17 protein-coding genes are annotated in these 16,955 nt (G+C 73.1%); 10 read left to right on the plus strand and 7 right to left on the minus strand.

Annotated elements, in window-relative coordinates:
- The first annotated feature begins 116 nt into the window (after positions 1 to 116).
- Both ACIOSR_RS08770 and ACIOSR_RS08775 read left to right on the plus strand, forming a co-directional pair.
- A complete protein-coding gene (locus ACIOSR_RS08770; protein WP_056043935.1) occupies positions 117 to 347 on the plus strand; it encodes a helix-turn-helix domain-containing protein in 231 nt (76 codons plus the stop codon).
- On the plus strand, positions 340 to 1,602 hold the full coding sequence (locus ACIOSR_RS08775) for a HipA domain-containing protein (protein ID WP_402752381.1): 1,263 nt from the start codon (positions 340 to 342) through the stop codon (positions 1,600 to 1,602). Before ACIOSR_RS08770 ends, ACIOSR_RS08775 begins: the two co-directional genes overlap by 8 nt.
- Before the next feature lie 89 nt (positions 1,603 to 1,691).
- On the opposite strand, the gene ACIOSR_RS08780 is transcribed toward ACIOSR_RS08775, so the two are convergent.
- The 4 genes from ACIOSR_RS08780 to ACIOSR_RS08795 are packed head-to-tail and all read right to left on the minus strand — an operon-like array spanning position 1,692 to position 5,135.
- Positions 1,692 to 2,885, minus strand: a complete 1,194-nt coding sequence (locus ACIOSR_RS08780) for an ABC transporter permease (RefSeq protein ID WP_402752382.1) — start codon at positions 2,883 to 2,885, stop codon at positions 1,692 to 1,694.
- Positions 2,882 to 3,577, minus strand: a complete 696-nt coding sequence (locus ACIOSR_RS08785) for an ABC transporter ATP-binding protein (RefSeq protein WP_402752383.1) — start codon at positions 3,575 to 3,577, stop codon at positions 2,882 to 2,884. Before ACIOSR_RS08785 ends, ACIOSR_RS08780 begins: the two co-directional genes overlap by 4 nt.
- Entirely contained in the window at positions 3,574 to 4,638 is a 1,065-nt protein-coding gene (locus ACIOSR_RS08790) for a peptidoglycan-binding protein (protein WP_402752384.1), read from the minus strand. The genes ACIOSR_RS08785 and ACIOSR_RS08790 overlap by 4 nt, the downstream gene beginning before the upstream one ends.
- Positions 4,635 to 5,135: a hypothetical protein gene (locus tag ACIOSR_RS08795; RefSeq protein ID WP_192123045.1), complete on the minus strand. Its 501-nt coding sequence runs from the start codon at positions 5,133 to 5,135 to the stop codon at positions 4,635 to 4,637. Before ACIOSR_RS08795 ends, ACIOSR_RS08790 begins: the two co-directional genes overlap by 4 nt.
- A 200-nt stretch (positions 5,136 to 5,335) precedes the next feature.
- Here ACIOSR_RS08795 and ACIOSR_RS08800 point away from each other — a divergent pair, with 200 nt between their 5' ends.
- The 3 genes from ACIOSR_RS08800 (at position 5,336) to ACIOSR_RS08810 (ending at position 8,357) form a co-directional block, all read left to right on the plus strand.
- Positions 5,336 to 6,040, plus strand: a complete 705-nt coding sequence (locus tag ACIOSR_RS08800) for a response regulator transcription factor (RefSeq protein WP_192123044.1) — start codon at positions 5,336 to 5,338, stop codon at positions 6,038 to 6,040.
- Positions 6,037 to 7,296, plus strand: coding sequence for a sensor histidine kinase (locus tag ACIOSR_RS08805; protein ID WP_402752385.1), 1,260 nt, complete (start codon positions 6,037 to 6,039; stop codon positions 7,294 to 7,296). The genes ACIOSR_RS08800 and ACIOSR_RS08805 overlap by 4 nt, the downstream gene beginning before the upstream one ends.
- A 167-nt stretch (positions 7,297 to 7,463) precedes the next feature.
- A complete protein-coding gene (locus tag ACIOSR_RS08810) occupies positions 7,464 to 8,357 on the plus strand; it encodes a LuxR C-terminal-related transcriptional regulator (RefSeq protein ID WP_402752386.1) in 894 nt (297 codons plus the stop codon).
- Between the two features lie 68 nt (positions 8,358 to 8,425).
- Here the strand turns inward: ACIOSR_RS08810 and ACIOSR_RS08815 are convergent, their stop codons facing one another.
- From ACIOSR_RS08815 to ACIOSR_RS08825, 3 genes are all read right to left on the minus strand, one after another.
- Positions 8,426 to 8,929, minus strand: coding sequence for a hypothetical protein (locus tag ACIOSR_RS08815; protein ID WP_056043909.1), 504 nt, complete (start codon positions 8,927 to 8,929; stop codon positions 8,426 to 8,428).
- A gap of 328 nt (positions 8,930 to 9,257) precedes the next feature.
- On the minus strand, positions 9,258 to 9,848 hold the full coding sequence (locus ACIOSR_RS08820) for a TetR/AcrR family transcriptional regulator (protein ID WP_402752387.1): 591 nt from the start codon (positions 9,846 to 9,848) through the stop codon (positions 9,258 to 9,260).
- A gap of 40 nt (positions 9,849 to 9,888) precedes the next feature.
- Positions 9,889 to 10,914, minus strand: a complete 1,026-nt coding sequence (locus tag ACIOSR_RS08825; RefSeq protein ID WP_402752388.1) for an SDR family NAD(P)-dependent oxidoreductase — start codon at positions 10,912 to 10,914, stop codon at positions 9,889 to 9,891.
- A gap of 174 nt (positions 10,915 to 11,088) precedes the next feature.
- On the opposite strand from ACIOSR_RS08825, the gene ACIOSR_RS08830 reads away from it, so the two are divergent.
- From ACIOSR_RS08830 to ACIOSR_RS08850, 5 genes are all read left to right on the plus strand, one after another.
- Positions 11,089 to 11,964, plus strand: coding sequence for an SDR family NAD(P)-dependent oxidoreductase (locus ACIOSR_RS08830; protein ID WP_173153703.1), 876 nt, complete (start codon positions 11,089 to 11,091; stop codon positions 11,962 to 11,964).
- A gap of 180 nt (positions 11,965 to 12,144) precedes the next feature.
- The gene (locus ACIOSR_RS08835) at positions 12,145 to 12,600 is read left to right on the plus strand and encodes a hypothetical protein (protein WP_056043896.1); all 456 of its coding nucleotides are present in this window, start codon (positions 12,145 to 12,147) and stop codon (positions 12,598 to 12,600) included.
- Positions 12,597 to 12,899, plus strand: coding sequence for a transcriptional regulator (locus tag ACIOSR_RS08840; protein ID WP_056043893.1), 303 nt, complete (start codon positions 12,597 to 12,599; stop codon positions 12,897 to 12,899). The genes ACIOSR_RS08835 and ACIOSR_RS08840 overlap by 4 nt, the downstream gene beginning before the upstream one ends.
- 178 nt (positions 12,900 to 13,077) lie before the next feature.
- Complete coding sequence (locus tag ACIOSR_RS08845; protein ID WP_402752389.1) at positions 13,078 to 13,812, plus strand: TetR/AcrR family transcriptional regulator; 735 nt, start codon at positions 13,078 to 13,080, stop codon at positions 13,810 to 13,812.
- A 111-nt stretch (positions 13,813 to 13,923) separates the two neighbouring features.
- Positions 13,924 to 16,569 (plus strand): MMPL family transporter, encoded by a 2,646-nt coding sequence (locus ACIOSR_RS08850; RefSeq protein ID WP_402752390.1) that lies wholly within the window; start codon positions 13,924 to 13,926, stop codon positions 16,567 to 16,569.
- The last annotated feature ends 386 nt before the right edge of the window (positions 16,570 to 16,955 follow it).

The following is a 16,955-nucleotide window of genomic DNA, read 5'->3' on the forward strand; positions in this document are numbered from 1 at the left end:
GACGGCCACATCTCGATCGTGTGATCGATCGGTCACGGGATGGTCTGGTAATCGATCGGTTACGTCGCTAACCTGTAGCCGATCGGCTACAGGAGTCGGCGACCTCGGAGGGCCACATGCGAATCGACACCGTCTTCGCCGTGGGCGACCTCGTGCACGAGCGGCGAATCGCGCTCGGATGGTCGCAAGATCGCCTGGCGACGACGATGGGTGTCAGCCGTGCGTGGGTGAACAGGTTCGAGGCCGGCAAGGGGACGGCGCAGCTCCGCCTGGTGCTCGACGCGCTGCAGGCACTGGGAATCGTCCTCGAGGCCTCCGAGCGTGAGCCGGGGCAGGCCGATGGCTGACCTGCTCGCCTATCTCGACGGGACTCTCGCGGGAACCTTCGCGATGAACGCGTCCGGTCGGGTGACCTTTGCGTACGACGGCGACTACCGCTCACAGGCGACCCCGACCCCGATGTCGCTCTCCATGCGGCCGACCCGCGCCGAGTGGCCTTCCCGGGCGGCCGGTCCGTTCCTCGCGGGCCTGCTGCCCGACAGCCCCGAACGACTCGCCGAACTCGCCAGTCGGTACCGGACGAGCCAACACCCGTTCCGCCTGCTCGAGAGCGTCGGGCGCGACGCTGCCGGTGCCGTGCAGCTGCTCCCTCCCGACGAGGCGTCGAGCGATGCCGCATCGCGGACGGGAGACGTCGAGCGGCTCACCGATGACGACGTCGCCGTCCTCCTCGCCAGTGCGTCCCGTGATCCGGGAGTCTGGGGGAGGGACGACCACGGCGGTCGCTGGTCGCTGGCCGGGGCGCAGAGCAAGGTGGCGCTGTTCCGGTTCCCGGACGGCTCCTGGGGGGTTCCCCGGGATTCCACCCCGACGACGCACATCCTCAAGCCGACGGCCGCCGCCCTGCCCGACCACGACGTGAACGAGTTCGTGTCGATGGCTGCTGCCCGGGCGTTGGGACTCGACGTGGCCGACCACGAGCTGATGAGGACGGCTGCGGGCACTCACGTCTTCGTGACCCGGCGTTTCGATCGCGTCGAGCGGGACGGAGTGTGGCACCGGCTGCACCAGGAGGACTTCTGCCAGGCCATGAGCGTCGACCCGTCACACAAGTACCAAGATCAGGGCGGGCCGTCCGTTCGGCAGATCGCCCGGGTCGTCGCCGAGAACATACCCGACCACGGCGTCCGTTCCGTCACGCAGCGAGCACTCTTCGAGGCTCTCGTGTTCACCGTGGCCTCCCAGAACACCGACGCACACGCGAAGAACTACTCGCTCACGTTGAGCGGCTCCGACGTTCGACTCGCGCCGCTCTACGACCTCGGCTCACATTCGCCCTATCCGACCCGAGGCGGTGCCCCCCTGCGCTCGGCGATGTCGATCGGCGACGAGTACGCGCTCGACTCGATCGGCGAACCGGAGTTCCGTGACGCCGCGAGGTCGTTCGCGATCCCCGCGGACGAGGCGGTGCATCGGTACCGGCGCATCGTCGGCGGCGTCGCCGAGGCCTTCGAGGTGGCCGCCGCGCAGATCGACGAGCCGTTCGCCGCCACGCTTTCCGAGTCCGTCGCGGCCAACGCGTCGCGTCGGGGCTGGAGCTAGGTCGCAGGCGGTGGGCGGCGGACGGTCCGCGCCCCCCCCCCCCCCCGCCGACCGCGCCGGGCCCGGATGCGGGGCCTCGCACGCCCCCCTCACGACTGCAGCGCCTCCGTCGGCGGGGTGCGTGCCGCTCGCACCGCGGGCCACAGCCCGGCCAGCGCCCCGATCACGAGCGTCGCGACGAGTCCTGCGACGAGCACCACCGGCGGGATCGACGGTGGCCACCCCCGCAGCGCGGCGAACGCCGCGGTCACCGCCACGCCGAGCAGCACCCCGGCCACCCCGCCGAGCAGCGACAGGAACAGGGCCTCGGCCAGGAACTGCTGCCGGACGTGCGATCGCGTCGCCCCGAGCGCCCGCCGCAGCCCGATCTCGCGCCTCCGTTCGAGCACCGAGATCACCATCGTGTTCGCCACGCCGATGCCGCCGACCAGCAACGCGACACCGCCGAGGCCGACCAGCAGCCCGGTGAACGCCTGGTCCGCTGCCTGCTGCGCGGCCAGCGCGTCGGACGGTCGCGTCACCTCCACGTCGGACGGGCTCCGCGGCTGGATGGACCGGGCAAGCACGTCGCGCACCTGTGGCACCCGGGTGGGGTCGGCCCGCACGTAGACCGCGGTCGGGGGGACGGGCGAGGCGGCCAGCGCCTCCGCGGCCCGTTCGCCGATCAGCGCCGACGAGTCGATCTCGGGCGCCAGCGGCACCGGTTCGAGGATGCCCGCCACCACGTACCCGGTGCTGCCGACGATCACGTGCCGTCCCGGTTCGGTGACGCCCAACCGGTTCGCCGCCTCGGCGCCGAGCACGACCACGGGGTACCGCGCCATGCCGTCGGTCAGCCAGACGCCCTTCGCCACGCGGGCCTCGAGCACGTCCAGCAGCGTGGGTGACGCCGACCGCACCGTGATCCCGTTCGTGTTGCCCGCGGGCACCGCGCTGTTGCGGTACACGCCGACGTCGGCCACCGTGCCGGTCGTCGCGGCCGATCGCACCCCCTCGGTGTGCCCGGCCGACACCCCCGCCGTCAGGGGCAGGTCGACGGCCTCGCCGAAGAAGTCCTTCCCCTGGGAGGCCGAGAGCAGGTTCGTGCCGAGCTCGTCGAGGGTCGCCGCGAGCTTCGCCTGGCTCGACGTCGAGATGCCGACCACGGCGATCATGGCGGCGATGCCGATCGCGATGCCGAGCGCCGACAGCACGGCCCTGGTGGGTCGGGACGCCAGCCCGGACACGCCCAGTCGCACGACGTCCGACCCGAGGAGGCGCGAGGGCGTCTCCGAGGCGCTCATGCGGTCACCCCCGCGAGGGTCGCGCTGTCGTGCACCAGGTGCCCGTCGCGGATCGTCACCCGCCGGGGCAACCGCTCGGCGAGCTCGACGTCGTGGGTGATGACGACGATCGTGGTGCCCTCGGCGTGCAGCTCGCCGAGCAGCGACACGATGCCCTCGCCGGCCTTCGTGTCGAGGTTGCCGGTGGGTTCGTCGGCCAGCAGCAGCGACGGGCGGTGCACGACGGCCCGCGCGATGGCGACGCGTTGCCGTTCACCGCCCGAGAGCTGGTTCGGTCGGTGGGTCAGGCGGTGCCCCAGTCCGACCCGCTCGAGGGCCTCCCGCGCTCGTGCTCGGCGCTGCCGGAGCGGCACGCCCGCGTAGAGCAGGCCGTTCGCGACGTTGTCGGTCGCGCTGACGCCCTCGCTCAGGTGGAACTGCTGGAAGACGAACCCGATGCGGTGCGCCCGCAGGGCCGACAGCTCACGGTCGTTCTGCTCGGCCACGTCGACGCCGTCGACGAGCACGGTGCCCGAGGTGGGGCGGTCGAGCGTGCCGAGGACGTTCAGCAGGGTCGACTTGCCCGATCCGGACGGGCCGACGATCGCGACGAGCTCGCCGCGGTCGATCCACAGCGACACCGACGACAACGCGGTCGTCGGGGGGCGGCCGTACTCGCGCGTGACGTCGTGCAGCTCGATCACGGCGCTCATGCGGGCACCACGACCTCGTCGCCGGCCCGGACGTCGCCGGTCACCTCGACCCGGTCGCCGGCGAACAGGCCGGCCTCGACCGGCACGGCCGTCGTCGTGCCGTCCGGCTGGAGCACCTCGACGACGAAGCCGTCGTCGACGGCCGCGCCCAGGGCGAGGACCGGCACGTGCAGCACGTCCTCCTTCACCTCCGAGACGAAGTCGACCTGCACCGACGCGTCGGTCAGGTCGCCGGCCGCCGCCGGATCGTCGAGCGACACCGTGACGGGGACCGTCGTCGTGCCCGCGGTCTCGTCGGCCACGGCCGCCCCCACGTCGGACACCCGCCCGGGAACGGTGCCGTGACCGGGCAGTGCGACCGAGACGACCCCGTCGACGGCGGCCAGCGGCGACCCGACGGGCAGGTCGACCGACACGACCGCGTCGTCGCGGGCCGTGTCGTACAGGTCGCCGCCCGAGGCGTCGCCGACGGCCGCCGTCAGGGTGCTGACCGTGAACGACCCCGTGACGAACTGCAGGGCACCCCGGGCGATCGACCCGGTGCGCTCCTGGCCGGTGTCCTTCTGCCAGGCCGAGACGGCGGTCGCGGTGCGCCGGTCGAACCGGTCGTCCGGTGTGCCCGTGAAGTACCCCCAGGCCTTGAGGTTCTCCTCGACCTGCCGGACGTCCGGGCCCTTCGCCATGCCCTGCTCGAACGCCCGCCACTGCGGCAGGGCGCCCTCGAACGCGGTGACCGGTTCGTCGTCGACCCGGAAGAGCTCGCTGCGTGCCGAGAGGGCGTCGCCGACCTTCGGCAGCGAGGTGATGGTGCCGGGTGCGGACCCTGTGACCGTGGGCCCGTCGAGGCGGCTGAGCCTGCCCGCCCTGGTCGTCGTGCCGGTCAGCGTGCCCTGTTCGACCACGGCCGTGGTGGGCCTCGTCGTCGTGCCCGCCGCGACCTGCGCGTCGGCGGCACGGGACGCCCCGGGCGGTCCGACCAGGAACACGGCCGTGACGGCGGCCCCGACCACGGCCACGCCGGCGACGGACGACCAGGCGACGGCTCGGCGCGACGGGCTCACCGGGTCACCGTCGTGGGCATGCTGCCGAACGCGCCGCACTCCTCGAGCACGCCCTCGGGGACGTCGTCCATCGTGTCCGTGCCGCCGGCTCCGTCGAGCTGGTCGGTCACGTCGTATCCCGCGTCACGGACGCACTCGGCGGACTCGCGCAGCCTCGCGTCGAACTCGTCCTGGCTCTCCTTCTCGGACGCGGTCACGGGGCGCTCGCCGAGTTCGTCGGTCGTCGACTCCCGGCACTTCTCCGAGGCGGCCAACAGGGCATCCATGTCCATGTCGTCGCCGCGCGAGATCGCCATGCCTCCGCCGTCGCCCGAGGGGTCGCCGATGTCGACGCCGGCCTCGCGCATGCAGCTCGCGTTCGCGAGATCCCACGCCTGGGCGTCGGCGGCGATCTGCGACTCGGATCCGGCGGGGTCGTCGGCGGCCGTCGAGCAGCCGGCGAGGGCGACGACGAGCAGGGGGAGGGCGGCGAACAGGGCGCTGCGGGTTCTGGGCATGGAAGGACTCCTGGTCTCTTACGGTCACGGGCCGCGACCGGTGGTCACGGCGTCGCCCTCGTCGGGCGACGGGGTCCAGACCACCGCACGGCTCGTTGCCGGCCCGTAAACGGCGGGCTTTACGTTTCGGTGACATCCGACATGTCACCCTGGGGGAGGGCGTCCGCGTCCCGTCCGTCCCGACCCGAACAGGAGCCACCATGCGCGTACTCGTCGCCGAGGACGAGGTCTACCTCGCCGAGGCCGTCCAGAGCGTCCTCGAGCGCCATGCGATGGCCGTCGACGTCGTGCACGACGGCGACGCCGCCCTCGAGGCGATCGCGCTGAACGACTACGACGTCGTGCTGCTCGACCGCGACCTGCCGGGCACGCACGGCGACGACGTCTGCGCCGCGGTGGCGGCGGCCGGCGACGGCCCGGGTATCGTGATGCTGACCGCGGCTGGGCGCACCCGTGACAAGGTCGACGGCTTCGAGCTCGGTGCCGACGACTACCTCGCCAAGCCGTTCGAGTTCCCCGAGCTGATCGCCCGGATGCGCTCGCTCGCCCGGCGCCCGCGTCGGTCGCGCCCGCCGGTCACGGTCCGCGGCGACCTGCGGTACGACGCGTTCCGCCGCGAGGTCTACCGTGACGGCCGATACGTCAAGCTCACCCGGAAGGAGTTCGCGGTGCTCGGCGTGCTGCTCGAGGCCGACGGGGGCGTGGTCAGTGCCGAGCGCCTGCTCGAGAAGGCCTGGGACGAGAACGCCGACCCGTTCACCAACTCGGTGCGGGTCACGATCTCGAACCTCCGGCGACGCCTCGGCGAGCCCTGGGTGATCCACACCGTCCCCGGCAGCGGCTACCGCATCGCCGCCGAGGACGCCGAGGACGCCGAGGTCGTCGCCGACGGGGTCGACCGGTGACCGTCGAGACCCGGTCCTCGGCCGCAGAGCCCAGGAGGCGCGGGCTGCGTCACCGGGGCAGCGCCCGTCTCCGGCTCACCGCCACCGTCAGCGCGGTGCTGACGGTCGTGGGCCTGTCGATCGTGGCGTCCGTGTTCCTGGTGATGCGCTTCGTCCCGGACTACCGGATCACCGCCCTGCACGCGCCGGGCGTCGGCGCGGGCGACCCGGCGTCGCCGACGGCGACGTGGGCGCCCGCGGGCGACGGCGGCGTCGCCACCGCCGGGCCGTCGCCCGTCGCCGAGACCGCCGAGCTGCGCGCGGCGGTCACGATCTCGGGCGAGAACGACCTCCTGCGCGTCCTGCTGACGACCTCGTCGATCGTGTTCGTCGTCGCGCTGGTCGTCGGCGTCTGGTTGAGCTGGGTGGTCGCCGGGCGCCTCCTCCGCCCGGTCGAGCACCTCGCGAGCGCGGCGCGCGAGGCCGAGCACGGCGCCGCGGGGTCGTTCCGGCAGCGGCTCACCGCGCTCGCACCCGGGCGCCCCGACGACGAGTTCGGCCGACTCGCGACGACGTTCGACGACATGCTCGACCGGCTCGACCGCTCGTACGAGGCCCAACGTCGCTTCGCCGCCAACGCCTCGCACGAGCTCCGCACGCCCCTCGCGACGACGCAGGCGATGCTCGACGCGGCCCTCGCGGCCGGCTCTCCGCCGTCCCTGACGATCCGACGCCTGCGCGAGATGAACACCCGCAGCATCGAGACGGTCGAGGCCCTGTTGACGCTGTCCGACGTCCAGTCCGGTGACGGCGTCGCCGCCGACGCGGTCGACCTCGTCGCCGTGGTCGACGAGGTGGTGGCCGCCTCGGCGTCCGCCGCCGCCCGGGCGCGGGTCCAGGTGCGCTGCGTCGCCCGCCCCGCGCAGGTCACGGGCGACCGGGCCTTGCTCTCGGTGCTCGTCGGCAACCTCGTCCGCAACGGCATCGGCCACAACGAACCCGGCGGCCGGCTCGACGTGACGGTCGGAACCGACGGCTCGGGGGCGCCGACCCTGATCGTGTCCAACGGCGGGGCCGTGCTCGACCCGGCCGAGGTCGGGCGACTGACCGAGCCGTTCCACCGGCCGGCGGGTCGGGTCGCCGGCTCCCACGGCCTCGGCCTGGCCCTGGTCGCGGCCGTCGCCGAGACGCACGGGGCGACGCTGACCCTCGACGCGCCTCCTTCGGGCGGTCTGGTCGTGCGCGTGGTGTTCGCCGCGCCCGCGACCGACCGGTGAACCGGCCCGGCGGGCACGCCGTCGCGTCGGTCCGGCCGCTGCGGGGGACACCACGGTCGGCCAGCCAGCCGACTGTGCGACCGGCCCGTCGCTCCTAGGCTCGGAACGTGCCCGCGAGGCGGGCCGACCGGCCAGGGGCGCCGGCGCCGCGACCGGGGGGTGGGACGTTGACCGAGCAGGGTGGCGTCCCCGCGGACCGCCCGACGACGGGCGGCGCCGTGACGGGCCGCCCGACCACGATCATGCGTCCGGGTCAGCCCCTCGGGCTGCGGCTCGACGCCCGGCACGACGAGTTCAGCGACCTGCTGCTCGACTGCTCGCTCGAGGACGTCGGGGCGACCGGCCGGTCGTGGCTGCGCGACCGGTACGCCGAGATCGTGCCGATCGTGCTCGGTCCGGCCCTCGCCGCGGTCGAGCACGGTCGTCCGGTGTCGGCCTCGTGCCTCGACGAGTTGCGTGCCGTCGCCCGCCGCAGTGCTACCTGCCCCGACGTCGACCTGGCCGTCGTCCTGCGGGGGTCCCTGCCCGCCCTGCGCATCTTCTCGCTCGTCATGCACTCGGCGTCGGGCGGGCAGGCCGGGGCGCTCGTCCTCGCGATGGCGCGCGCCTCGCAGGTCGCCCACGAGCTCGGGACCTGCTGGGCCGAGGAGTGGGCGCGGCACCGGCCCCGTCTCGTCGCCGCCCCGCCGGGCGGGGGACCAGGAGGCGCGGGCGGCCCCCAGCCACCCCCTGCGGCCCCGGGGCCCGACGTCGTGCTCGACCTCGTGGCCGACGCCCCCGACCTCGACGACGTCGAGCGGCAGATGCTCACGCTCACCGCCTACGGCCTCTCGAACGCCGAGATCGCCCGCGAGACGGCCTACAGCCGCCAGGCCGTGGCCTGGCACCTGGCCCGTCTGATGCGGACGTGGAGTGCCCCGAACCGGACGGCGCTCGTCTCGGTCGCGTTCGTCAAGGGCGTCATCCGGTCGCGCATCGTGCGGCGGGGGCGCCGTCGGGACGGCCAGGCGGCGGTCGAGGCGCCGAACCGACCCGCGCCTCCTGCCCTGCCGCCGGCCTGACGGCGCACGCGGAACCGCCCCGGCGTCCGGTGAGGACGTCGGGGCGGTTCCGCGGTGCCGCGGCGGGGTCAGCCGCCGTTGATGCTGATGACGTTGTCGGTCTTGACGTTGTTGCCGAGCACGCCCCAGTTCAGGTAGCCGCCGTCACCGTTGTTGGTGACCTTGCCGGGGCCGTCGAACCAGTAGATGACGTAGCTGCCGCCCTTGATGTCGATCGGCTGGGCGTCGGCGATCGAGCCCTCGACGGTGATGTCCTGGTTCTTGTTCACGACCGCGACCGTGAGCCGGTCGGGGTTGCCGGCGTTGTAGTAGCCGACGTCCAGGGCGGCCAGCACGGCGCCCGACCGGTCGCCCTGGTCGTTGACGGCGGCGCTGATCGCGCTGACGATCGCCAGCGGGTCGAGGGTGACGCTGCCCGTGATCGGGCTGCCGGTGCTGGACTCCGGCGAGGCGGGAGCGGTGGTCGCCGCCTGTGCGGGAGCGGCGGCGAATCCGCTCAGCCCCGTGACGGCGACGCCGCTCACGGCGACGGCGGCGATGATCGTGGCGGTCTTCGACTTCAGCTTGCTCATGGTTCGTCCTCTTTCGTTGTCGTAGGAGTTCGAGTTGCGGTGCTTCGTGTTGTCGAGTGGAACTGCCTTGCGAGAACGATCCTGTGGCCGGCGGCGGCGCGATGCACGCGTTCACGGTCGACGTTGGTCGGGTGACCAACGATGGGCCCCGGTGGCGCGTCACCGGAGTACGACGCCGGCTCGTCGGGCCCGCGCGACCTGCTCAGAGGCTGCCCTCGGCCACCACCCACTGCTACTGGAGGCGATGGAGGCGTCCCTCCACGGGCGGACGCCGACGGGCACGCTCGGCGCCCCTCTGTGGAGGAGGCGATGGGCGGGCGGTGACGCGTCAGTCCGACCGCGCCGCGACGCCGTCGAACAGCAGGTCCACCGTCGCGTGGAGCGCGGCCGGCCCGGGATCGCGGCGCGTCACGACGTGCAGCAGCACGGTGCCGATCAGCGACTCGACGAGAGCCTCGAGGGGGGCACCGTCCCGGATCTGCCGCGCGCGCCTCCCGGACTCGAGGCGGGCGAGCAGTGCCGCCCGCGTGACCGAGGTGACACGCTCCTCGTAGTGCTCGGCGACGGCGGCGTCCTCGGCGGTCGCCGCGATGGACGCGCGGATCAGCCCGCCCGCCGCGGGCGAGGCGAAGGTCGAGAAGGAGGCGCGGAGCCAGTCGAGCACGTCCCGACGGACGTCGCCCGTGTCGGCCACCTCGAGGTGGGGCAGCAGGTGTCCCGTGAGCATGCCCTCGGCCACCAGTGCCGCCTTCGCCGGGTACCAGCGGTAGATCGTCGCCTTGCCGACCCCCGCCGCCGCCGCGATGCGATCGAGCGAGAGCTTGTCGTAGCCACGCTCGGCCAGCTCGTCACGGGTCGCGTCGAGGATCGAGAGGCGGGCGGCCTCGCTGCGGGCGCGGCCGGGGCGTGCGGTGGTCACCGGTCCATCCTCCCGCACGCCCGCCGCGGACCCACCCCTTCTACTGGACCGACCAGCCGCCGTCGCTCGCCAGGATCGCGCCGTTCACGTTCACCGCGTCGTCGCTCAGCAGGAACGTGATCGACGCCGCGAGCTCCTCGGCCGTCGCGATCGTCGGGATCGCCGCCTGGAACGGACGGAGCCGCGCCGACCCCGCCTCGGACACGTTCGCCGGGAACGGGATGCCGGTCGCCACGCCGCCGGGTGCCACCGCGTTGACCCGGATGCCCTGCTTCGCGTACATGAAGGCCGCCGACTTGGTCAGGCCGACGACGCCGTGCTTCGACACCGTGTACGCGTTGCCCGACGCGTTGCCGCGCAGTCCCGCCTCCGAGGCCACGTTGACGACCGAGCCGCGCCCGGCCCCGAGCATCACGGGGATCACGGCGCGCGACAGCTTGAACCCGCCGGTGAGGTTGATGCCGATCACGCGGTCCCACATGGCGTCGCTCGTCTCGTGCAGGGGCGAGAAGTCGTCGTTGATGCCGGCGATGTTGGCCAGGGCGTCGATGCGGTCGCCGGCCGCCGCGACGATCGCGTCGATGTCGTCCTGCTTCGTGATGTCGCCGGCCACGGTGACCACGTCGGCGCCGGGCAGGGAGGCGACCAGGGCCTCCAGCTTGTCGGCGAAGAGGTCGACGGCGACGACGCGACCGCCCTCACGTGCCACCCGTGACGCCGTCGCCCGGCCGATGCCGGACGCCGCTCCCGTGACGATCACGGTCTTGCCGGCGAAGCGGCCGGGGGTGACGGTCTCGCGCCACGGACCGTCGGCCTCGGCCGCCTCGTCGGGCACGACGCCGCCGTTGACCTGCAGCACCAGGCCGTCGACCAGCTCCTGGGGCACCTGCCCCTGGCTCATCGCGACCAGCTGCTGCAGCGGCAGGCCGCGGACCGGGGCCAGCGAGCCCTCGTCGAACGCGCCTCCCTGCCCGAGGGCGGCACGGAGCGCCGGCCCGCCCTCGGGGTGGTCGAGCCAGGTCCCGATGGTGCGGGAGCCGGTCAGGGGGGCGGTGGCGTCGGACATGTCGTCTCTTCTCTGAGGAGGATCGGGTCGAGGCGCGGAGACCACGCCCTGAATCGAGACACTTCGTCTCGTAATGCGACGCTACCGCGGCAGGAGGCGCGCGCGGCTGTACGCCTGCCGAGAGAACGCCGACCGCCGACCCGGCCCCGGCGCATCCCGCCTAGCGTCCCCTGCATGACCGTCACCCTGCCTCCCGCCGCCCGCCTCGACGACCGGACCGTGGTCGTCACCGGAGCCAGCTCGGGCATCGGCCGCGCCGCCGCCCGCGAGCTCGCCCGCCTCGGAGCCACCGTCGCCGTCGTCGGCCGCAACCCCGACCGCACCCGCACCGTCGCGCACGAGATCGGCGGCACCGCCTACCTCGCCGACTTCTCCGACCTCTCGACCGTCCGCGACCTGGCCGAGCAGCTGCTCGCCGAGCTGCCCCGCATCCACGTCCTGGCGAACAACGCCGGCGCGACGATCCCCGAGCGCTCGCTGACCGTCGACGGCCACGAGACGACGTTCCAGGGCAACCACCTCGCTCCCTTCCTCCTGACCGCGTTGCTGACGCCGCGCCTCCTCGAGACGGCGAAGGAGGCGCCGGCCGGGTCGGTCCGCATCGTCCAGACCTCGAGTGCCGGCAACCTCTTCGGCAAGGTCGACCTGGACGACCTCGACAACGCACGGGGTGCGTGGGCCGGCGGCTTCCGCGCCTACGGCACCTCGAAGCTGCTCAACGTGCTGTTCACCCGTGAGCTGGCCCGACGCCTGCCCCGTGCCGGCGGCGGGGTCGACGCGTTCGCGTTCCACCCCGGGTTCGTCGCCTCGGGCTTCGGTGGCGACGGCGCGTTCATGACCGCGGCCAAGCGCCTGGCCGTCTCGACCGAGGACGGAGCCGAGCCGCTGATCCGCCTCGCGGGGGCGGCGACCGTGCCGGCGCCGAGCGGCAACTACTTCGACCGCCTCAAGGCCCCCGGTCGCGTGGCCCGTCAGGCGGCCGACGCCGACCTCGCCCGACGCCTGTGGGACGAGAGCGCCCGGCTGCTCGACCTCGACGAGACGATCTAGCCCGGCCCGGTCGGGCCCGACCGGGCGCCCCGACCTCGACGGGCCCGTCGAGTGGACAGAAGACGTCCTTCCGCCGCAGGGGACGAACATCTTCTGCCCACTCGATCGCATCGACGAGAAAGTACTTGCTTATCGTGAAAGTACTTTCTAGAGTGGGAGTCCTACGAGAGGACGACCACCATGACCGCTGACATCACCGGCACGACCGGCACCCCCGACTCCGCCGAGGCCCGGCGCCTGCTCGACCGGGCGGACGCCGTGGGCCGCAGCGCGACGTCGGCGGCGAGCTGGCCCGCCGTCGCCTTCCTGCTCGGCCTGGGCGCCGCCGCGTCGATGGGCACCCTCGCCATGGGGCTCACGACGGGCACCGCCTACTTCGTCGCGATGGGCGGCCTGCTCGTCTGGATCGCCGTCCTGGTCGTGGCGTTCGTCCTGCTGAGGAGGTCGGCCCGCGTCGGCTTCGGTCGACGCTGGATGGCCTACCTGGCCGCGTTCTTCGCCTGCTACGTCGGGGCCATGCTCGTCGTCGGCTTCTCGCAGGGCCAGGACGTCGTCGGCAGTGCCGTCATGGCGGCGGTCCTGCTCGCGGTGTCGGTCGCCTGCGCGGCCGTCGAGGTGCGCGAGGCGCGACGATGACCGCGCGACCGCACCCGCGCCTCCGGCTGTCCGAGTTGTTGCACCAGCCCGTCCGTTTCTCGATGATGGCGGCGCTCGCCGCGGCCGAGGGTCTCGACTTCCGCGACCTGCGCGACGCCGTGCAGGTGACCGACTCGACGCTGAGCAAGCAGGTCAGCGCCCTCGAGGCCGCGGGCTACGTCGCCGTGACGAAGGGGTTCGTCGGCAAGCGGCCCCGGACGAGCCTGAAGGCGACGCCGGCCGGGCGTGAGGCCTGGGCCGCGCATCTCGCCACCCTCCGCGAGATCGCCGCGGACTAGCCGTCGGGGCAGGGGCGTCCCGTGGCCGTGCGCCGGGGGCGCCCCTGCTCGTCCGGTCGGCAGGACGAGGAGGCGCGGGGCGGCGGGGTACGGCGGCCGCGTCCCGGCCGCGCAAGTCCCAGCGACTCCCCAGCCGCTGTGGGTGCACCGAGTGCGTCGCTGCACTTAGTGTAGGCAGGTGACCGTCAAGACCCTGGTGCCCGACCGCCGTGCCGCCCTCAAGGCGAAGCACCGCCAGGCGATCCTCGACGCCGCCGACGCGCTCATCGCCGAGCGCGGGGCGCCCCGCTTCAGCGTCGACGAGCTCGCCGAGCGTGCCGACGTCTCGCGCCGCACGGTCTTCAACCACTTCTCGTCGCTCGACGAGGTCGTCATGACGGCCTGCACCCGCGTGCTCACCGGTGCCGTCGACGAGTTCCGGGCCGCGACCGCCGCGACGCCCGTCGGCGACGGCAGCCGCGCCTCCTTGTTCGCCGAGATCATCCAGGCCATGCAGGGCATCGACCTGCCGGCCGTCGTCTCGTACCTCTGGGGCGTCCTCGGCGACGACGGCGGCGACCCGCGGTCGCACAGCCTGATCCAGGACGTCTTCACCCGCGTCACCGAGCAGCTCTCGATCGAGATGGCCGAGCGCAGCCCGGCCACCGACCCGCTCGAGGCCGAGGTGCTCGTCAGCTCGCTGATGAACGGCATCGCCGTCGTCGCGCGCCACTGGATCACGCGGACCGGCGCCGTGGTCGACGCGGACAGCCGCGACGTCTGGGCCGACCTGCTCGACCGGGTGACGACGAGCATCCGCGCCGGCTACGGGCCGCCGCCGGCGGGCGCCCGGACGCCCGCGGTCGATGCGGCGCCCGCGGCCGCCGAGACCCCCACGGCCGGCCCGACGGGGCCCGACCCGACCACCCCCTGACCCGTCGGCCGGCACGCCCGGCCGACCCGCACCTCCTTGTCGACGACGCGACGTGAGGCCCACCCCCGCAACCCGCATCACCCCGCACCACCCCTGGAGGAACAGACACCCATGGCATCCCTGCTCTATCGACTCGGCCGGTTCTCGGCCCGGCGGGCCTGGCTCGTCATCGTGGCCTGGCTGGTCGTGCTCGGCCTCGCCGGCGGCGCCTTCGCGCTGTTCGGCGGCACGCTGACCACCGCCGTCAGCATCCCCGGCACGGCGACCCAGAAGGTCAGCGACGAACTCGCCGAGAAGTTCCCCCAGGCGAGCGGCGGCACCGGAACGGTCGTCTTCACGACCGCCGACGACGCGGCCTTCACCGACCAGCAGAAGTCCGACATCGCGGCCCTGCTGACCGACGCGAAGGACCTGGACGACGTCAAGGGCACCACCGACCCGTTCGCGACCCAGCAGCAGATCGACGACCAGGCGCAGAAGATCACCGACGGTCGGGCCCAGATCGCCGCCGGCGAGGCCCAGATCACCTCGGGCCAGGCGCAGATCGACGCCGCGAAGGCCCAGATCACCGCCGGCCAGCAGCAGCTCGACGCCGCGAAGGCCCAGGCGCAGGCCGCCGGCGGGGCCGCACTCGCCGCCGCCACGCCGCAGCTCGAGGCCCAGCAGGCGCAGCTCGACGCGGGGACGCAGCAGATCGCCACGCAGCAGTCCACCCTCGACGCGGGCAAGGCCGAACTCGAGACGCAGAGCACCACGCTCGAGCAGGGTGCGTCGTTGCTCGAACTGACCGACGGCATCCGTCAGGTGTCGACCGACGGCACCACGGCCGTGGCCAGCATCCAGTTCGACAAGGCGCTCAACCTCGTCACCAGCGAGAACAAGGAGGCCGTCGTCGAGGCGATGAACGACGCCGACATCGACGGCGTCCAGGTCGAGGTGTCGAACGACATCGCGGCCAGCATCCCCGAGATCCTCGGCCCGGGCGAGGTGGCCGGCGTGGTCATCGCGGCCATCGTGCTGTTCGTCATGCTGGGCACGCTCATCGGTGCCGGCCTGCCCCTCGTCAACGCCCTGATCGGCGTCGGGGTCGGCGTGCTCGCCTCGCTGTCGCTCTCGGGCGCCGTCGAGATGCTGTCGGTCACGCCCGTGCTGGGCGTGATGCTCGGCCTCGCGGTCGGCATCGACTACTCGCTGTTCATCCTCAACCGCCACCGCACCCAGCTGAAAGAAGGGGTGCCGCTGCACGAGTCGATCGGCCTGGCCAACGGCACGTCGGGCAACGCGGTCGTCTTCGCCGGCTCGACCGTGCTGATCGCCCTGCTCGCGCTCAACCTGACCGGCATCCCCTTCCTCGGCCTGATGGGCACCGTCGGCGCCGTCTGCGTGTTCGTGGCGATCCTGATCGCCATCACGCTCACCCCGGCGCTGCTGCGTCTCGTCGGCCTGCGCATCCTCACCAAGAAGGCCCGGAAGAACGTCGGCAACACGGGCGCCGTCCGCGTGCCGACCAAGCCGATGAGCACCACCCGTGCCGTGCTGACCCTCGTGGCCGGCGTCGCCGTGCTGCTGATCGTCGCCATCCCCGCGCTCTCGATGCGCCTCGGCCTGCCCGCCGGGTCGTCCGAGCCGGTCGACTCGAGCGCCTACAAGGCCTACAAGCTGATCGACGAGAAGTTCGGTGCCGGCGTCAACGGCCCCCTGGTCGTCGTGGCCGACCTGCCGACCGCGATCTCGGACGACGACCTCGTCTCCGAGCAGGTGCGCATCGGCACGATCCTCAAGGACCAGGACGACGTCGCCGCGGTCGCCCCCATCGGCGCCTCGGACGACGACACCCTGCTGGCGTTCCAGGTCGTACCGAAGGGCGGACCGACCGCCGAGTCGACCGAGCAGCTCGTCCGCGACCTGCGCGGCCTCGACATCGACGATGTCTCGTCGCTCGGCGTGGCCGGCAACGCCTCGGGCAACATCGACGTCAGCGAGAAGCTGGCCGGTGCCCTGCCCCTCTACCTGCTCGTCGTGGTCGGACTGTCGTTGATCATCCTGATCTTCGTGTTCCGCTCGATCCTCGTGCCGATCACCGCCACCATCGGCTTCGTGCTGTCGCTGTTCGCCGCGTTCGGCGGCGTCACCGCGGTGTTCCAGTGGGGATGGCTCGGCCCTGTCTTCGGCGTGCACGACCCGGGGCCGATCCTGAGCTTCCTGCCGATCCTGATGGTCGGCGTGCTGTTCGGGCTCGCGATGGACTACCAGCTGTTCCTGGTCAGCGGCATGCGCGAGGCGTACGCCCACGGCTCGCCGGCCCGCCTGGCCGTGCAGCGCGGCGTCCACGCCGGTCGCACGGTGGTCACGGCCGCGGCGCTGATCATGACGGCGGTCTTCTCGGGCTTCGTGTTCTCGAACTCGGTGATGATCCAGTCGATCGGCCTGGGCCTCGCCCTCGGCGTGCTGGTCGACGCGTTCGTCGTGCGCCTGCTGCTCATCCCGGCCGTGATGCACCTGCTCGGCGACGCCGCGTGGTGGCTGCCGAAGTGGCTCGACCGCATCCTGCCCGACGTCGACGTCGAGGGCGCCTCCCTCGAGCGGTCGAGGCCGCACGCCTCGGCCGACGACGCGTCGGGCTCGGGCTCGGCCGCGGGCGCGGGCTCGGGCTCGGGTTCCGGTGACGGGCACGTCTCGCACGTCGACCCGACCGCCCCCGTGGACGCCGTCCCCGACGGCAGCGACCCCGACCACCACGGACGCCACGCGGGCTGACCCCGCACGTCGCACCGCCGACTGGACGTCGCACCGCCGAACTCGGCGGTGCGACGTCCATTTCGTGGTGCGCTGTGGCCGTGGCCGTGGCTGGCCTCGGGGACGCGACCCGCGCCTCCTGGTCGGGTCGCACCATCGTCGCGTCGTCGCACCACCCTCGAGCGTGGTTCGACGACGCGGGCGTGGTGCGACCCGGCCAGGACGAGGAGGCGCGGGCGTCGTTGCCGAGGAGCGCTCACGGTCATAGGGTGGCCGGATGATCATCTCGTCCGCACCTGCGACGCCCACCGGGCGTGAGGGGGTCGTCGGCGCCGCGTGCGCCGGCTGCAGGTAGTCGCGTCTCCGCTGCGGATCGACCGTCGAGGTCCGACCGCGCACCCGTGCCG

Origin of the sequence: Frigoribacterium sp. NPDC087798 (genome assembly GCF_044742985.1) — a bacterium.
GTDB lineage: Bacteria > Actinomycetota > Actinomycetes > Actinomycetales > Microbacteriaceae > Frigoribacterium.

Coding starts and splice junctions, on each gene's coding strand:
- ACIOSR_RS08770 (WP_056043935.1), top strand. CDS start 117: ATGCGAATCGACACCGTCTTCGCCGTGGGCGACCTCGTGCACGAGCGG.
- ACIOSR_RS08775 (WP_402752381.1), top strand. CDS start 340: ATGGCTGACCTGCTCGCCTATCTCGACGGGACTCTCGCGGGAACCTTC.
- ACIOSR_RS08780 (WP_402752382.1), bottom strand. CDS start 2,885: ATGAGCGCCTCGGAGACGCCCTCGCGCCTCCTCGGGTCGGACGTCGTG.
- ACIOSR_RS08785 (WP_402752383.1), bottom strand. CDS start 3,577: ATGAGCGCCGTGATCGAGCTGCACGACGTCACGCGCGAGTACGGCCGC.
- ACIOSR_RS08795 (WP_192123045.1), bottom strand. CDS start 5,135: ATGCCCAGAACCCGCAGCGCCCTGTTCGCCGCCCTCCCCCTGCTCGTC.
- ACIOSR_RS08800 (WP_192123044.1), top strand. CDS start 5,336: ATGCGCGTACTCGTCGCCGAGGACGAGGTCTACCTCGCCGAGGCCGTC.
- ACIOSR_RS08815 (WP_056043909.1), bottom strand. CDS start 8,929: ATGAGCAAGCTGAAGTCGAAGACCGCCACGATCATCGCCGCCGTCGCC.
- ACIOSR_RS08825 (WP_402752388.1), bottom strand. CDS start 10,914: ATGTCCGACGCCACCGCCCCCCTGACCGGCTCCCGCACCATCGGGACC.
- ACIOSR_RS08830 (WP_173153703.1), top strand. CDS start 11,089: ATGACCGTCACCCTGCCTCCCGCCGCCCGCCTCGACGACCGGACCGTG.
- ACIOSR_RS08835 (WP_056043896.1), top strand. CDS start 12,145: ATGACCGCTGACATCACCGGCACGACCGGCACCCCCGACTCCGCCGAG.
- ACIOSR_RS08840 (WP_056043893.1), top strand. CDS start 12,597: ATGACCGCGCGACCGCACCCGCGCCTCCGGCTGTCCGAGTTGTTGCAC.
- ACIOSR_RS08850 (WP_402752390.1), top strand. CDS start 13,924: ATGGCATCCCTGCTCTATCGACTCGGCCGGTTCTCGGCCCGGCGGGCC.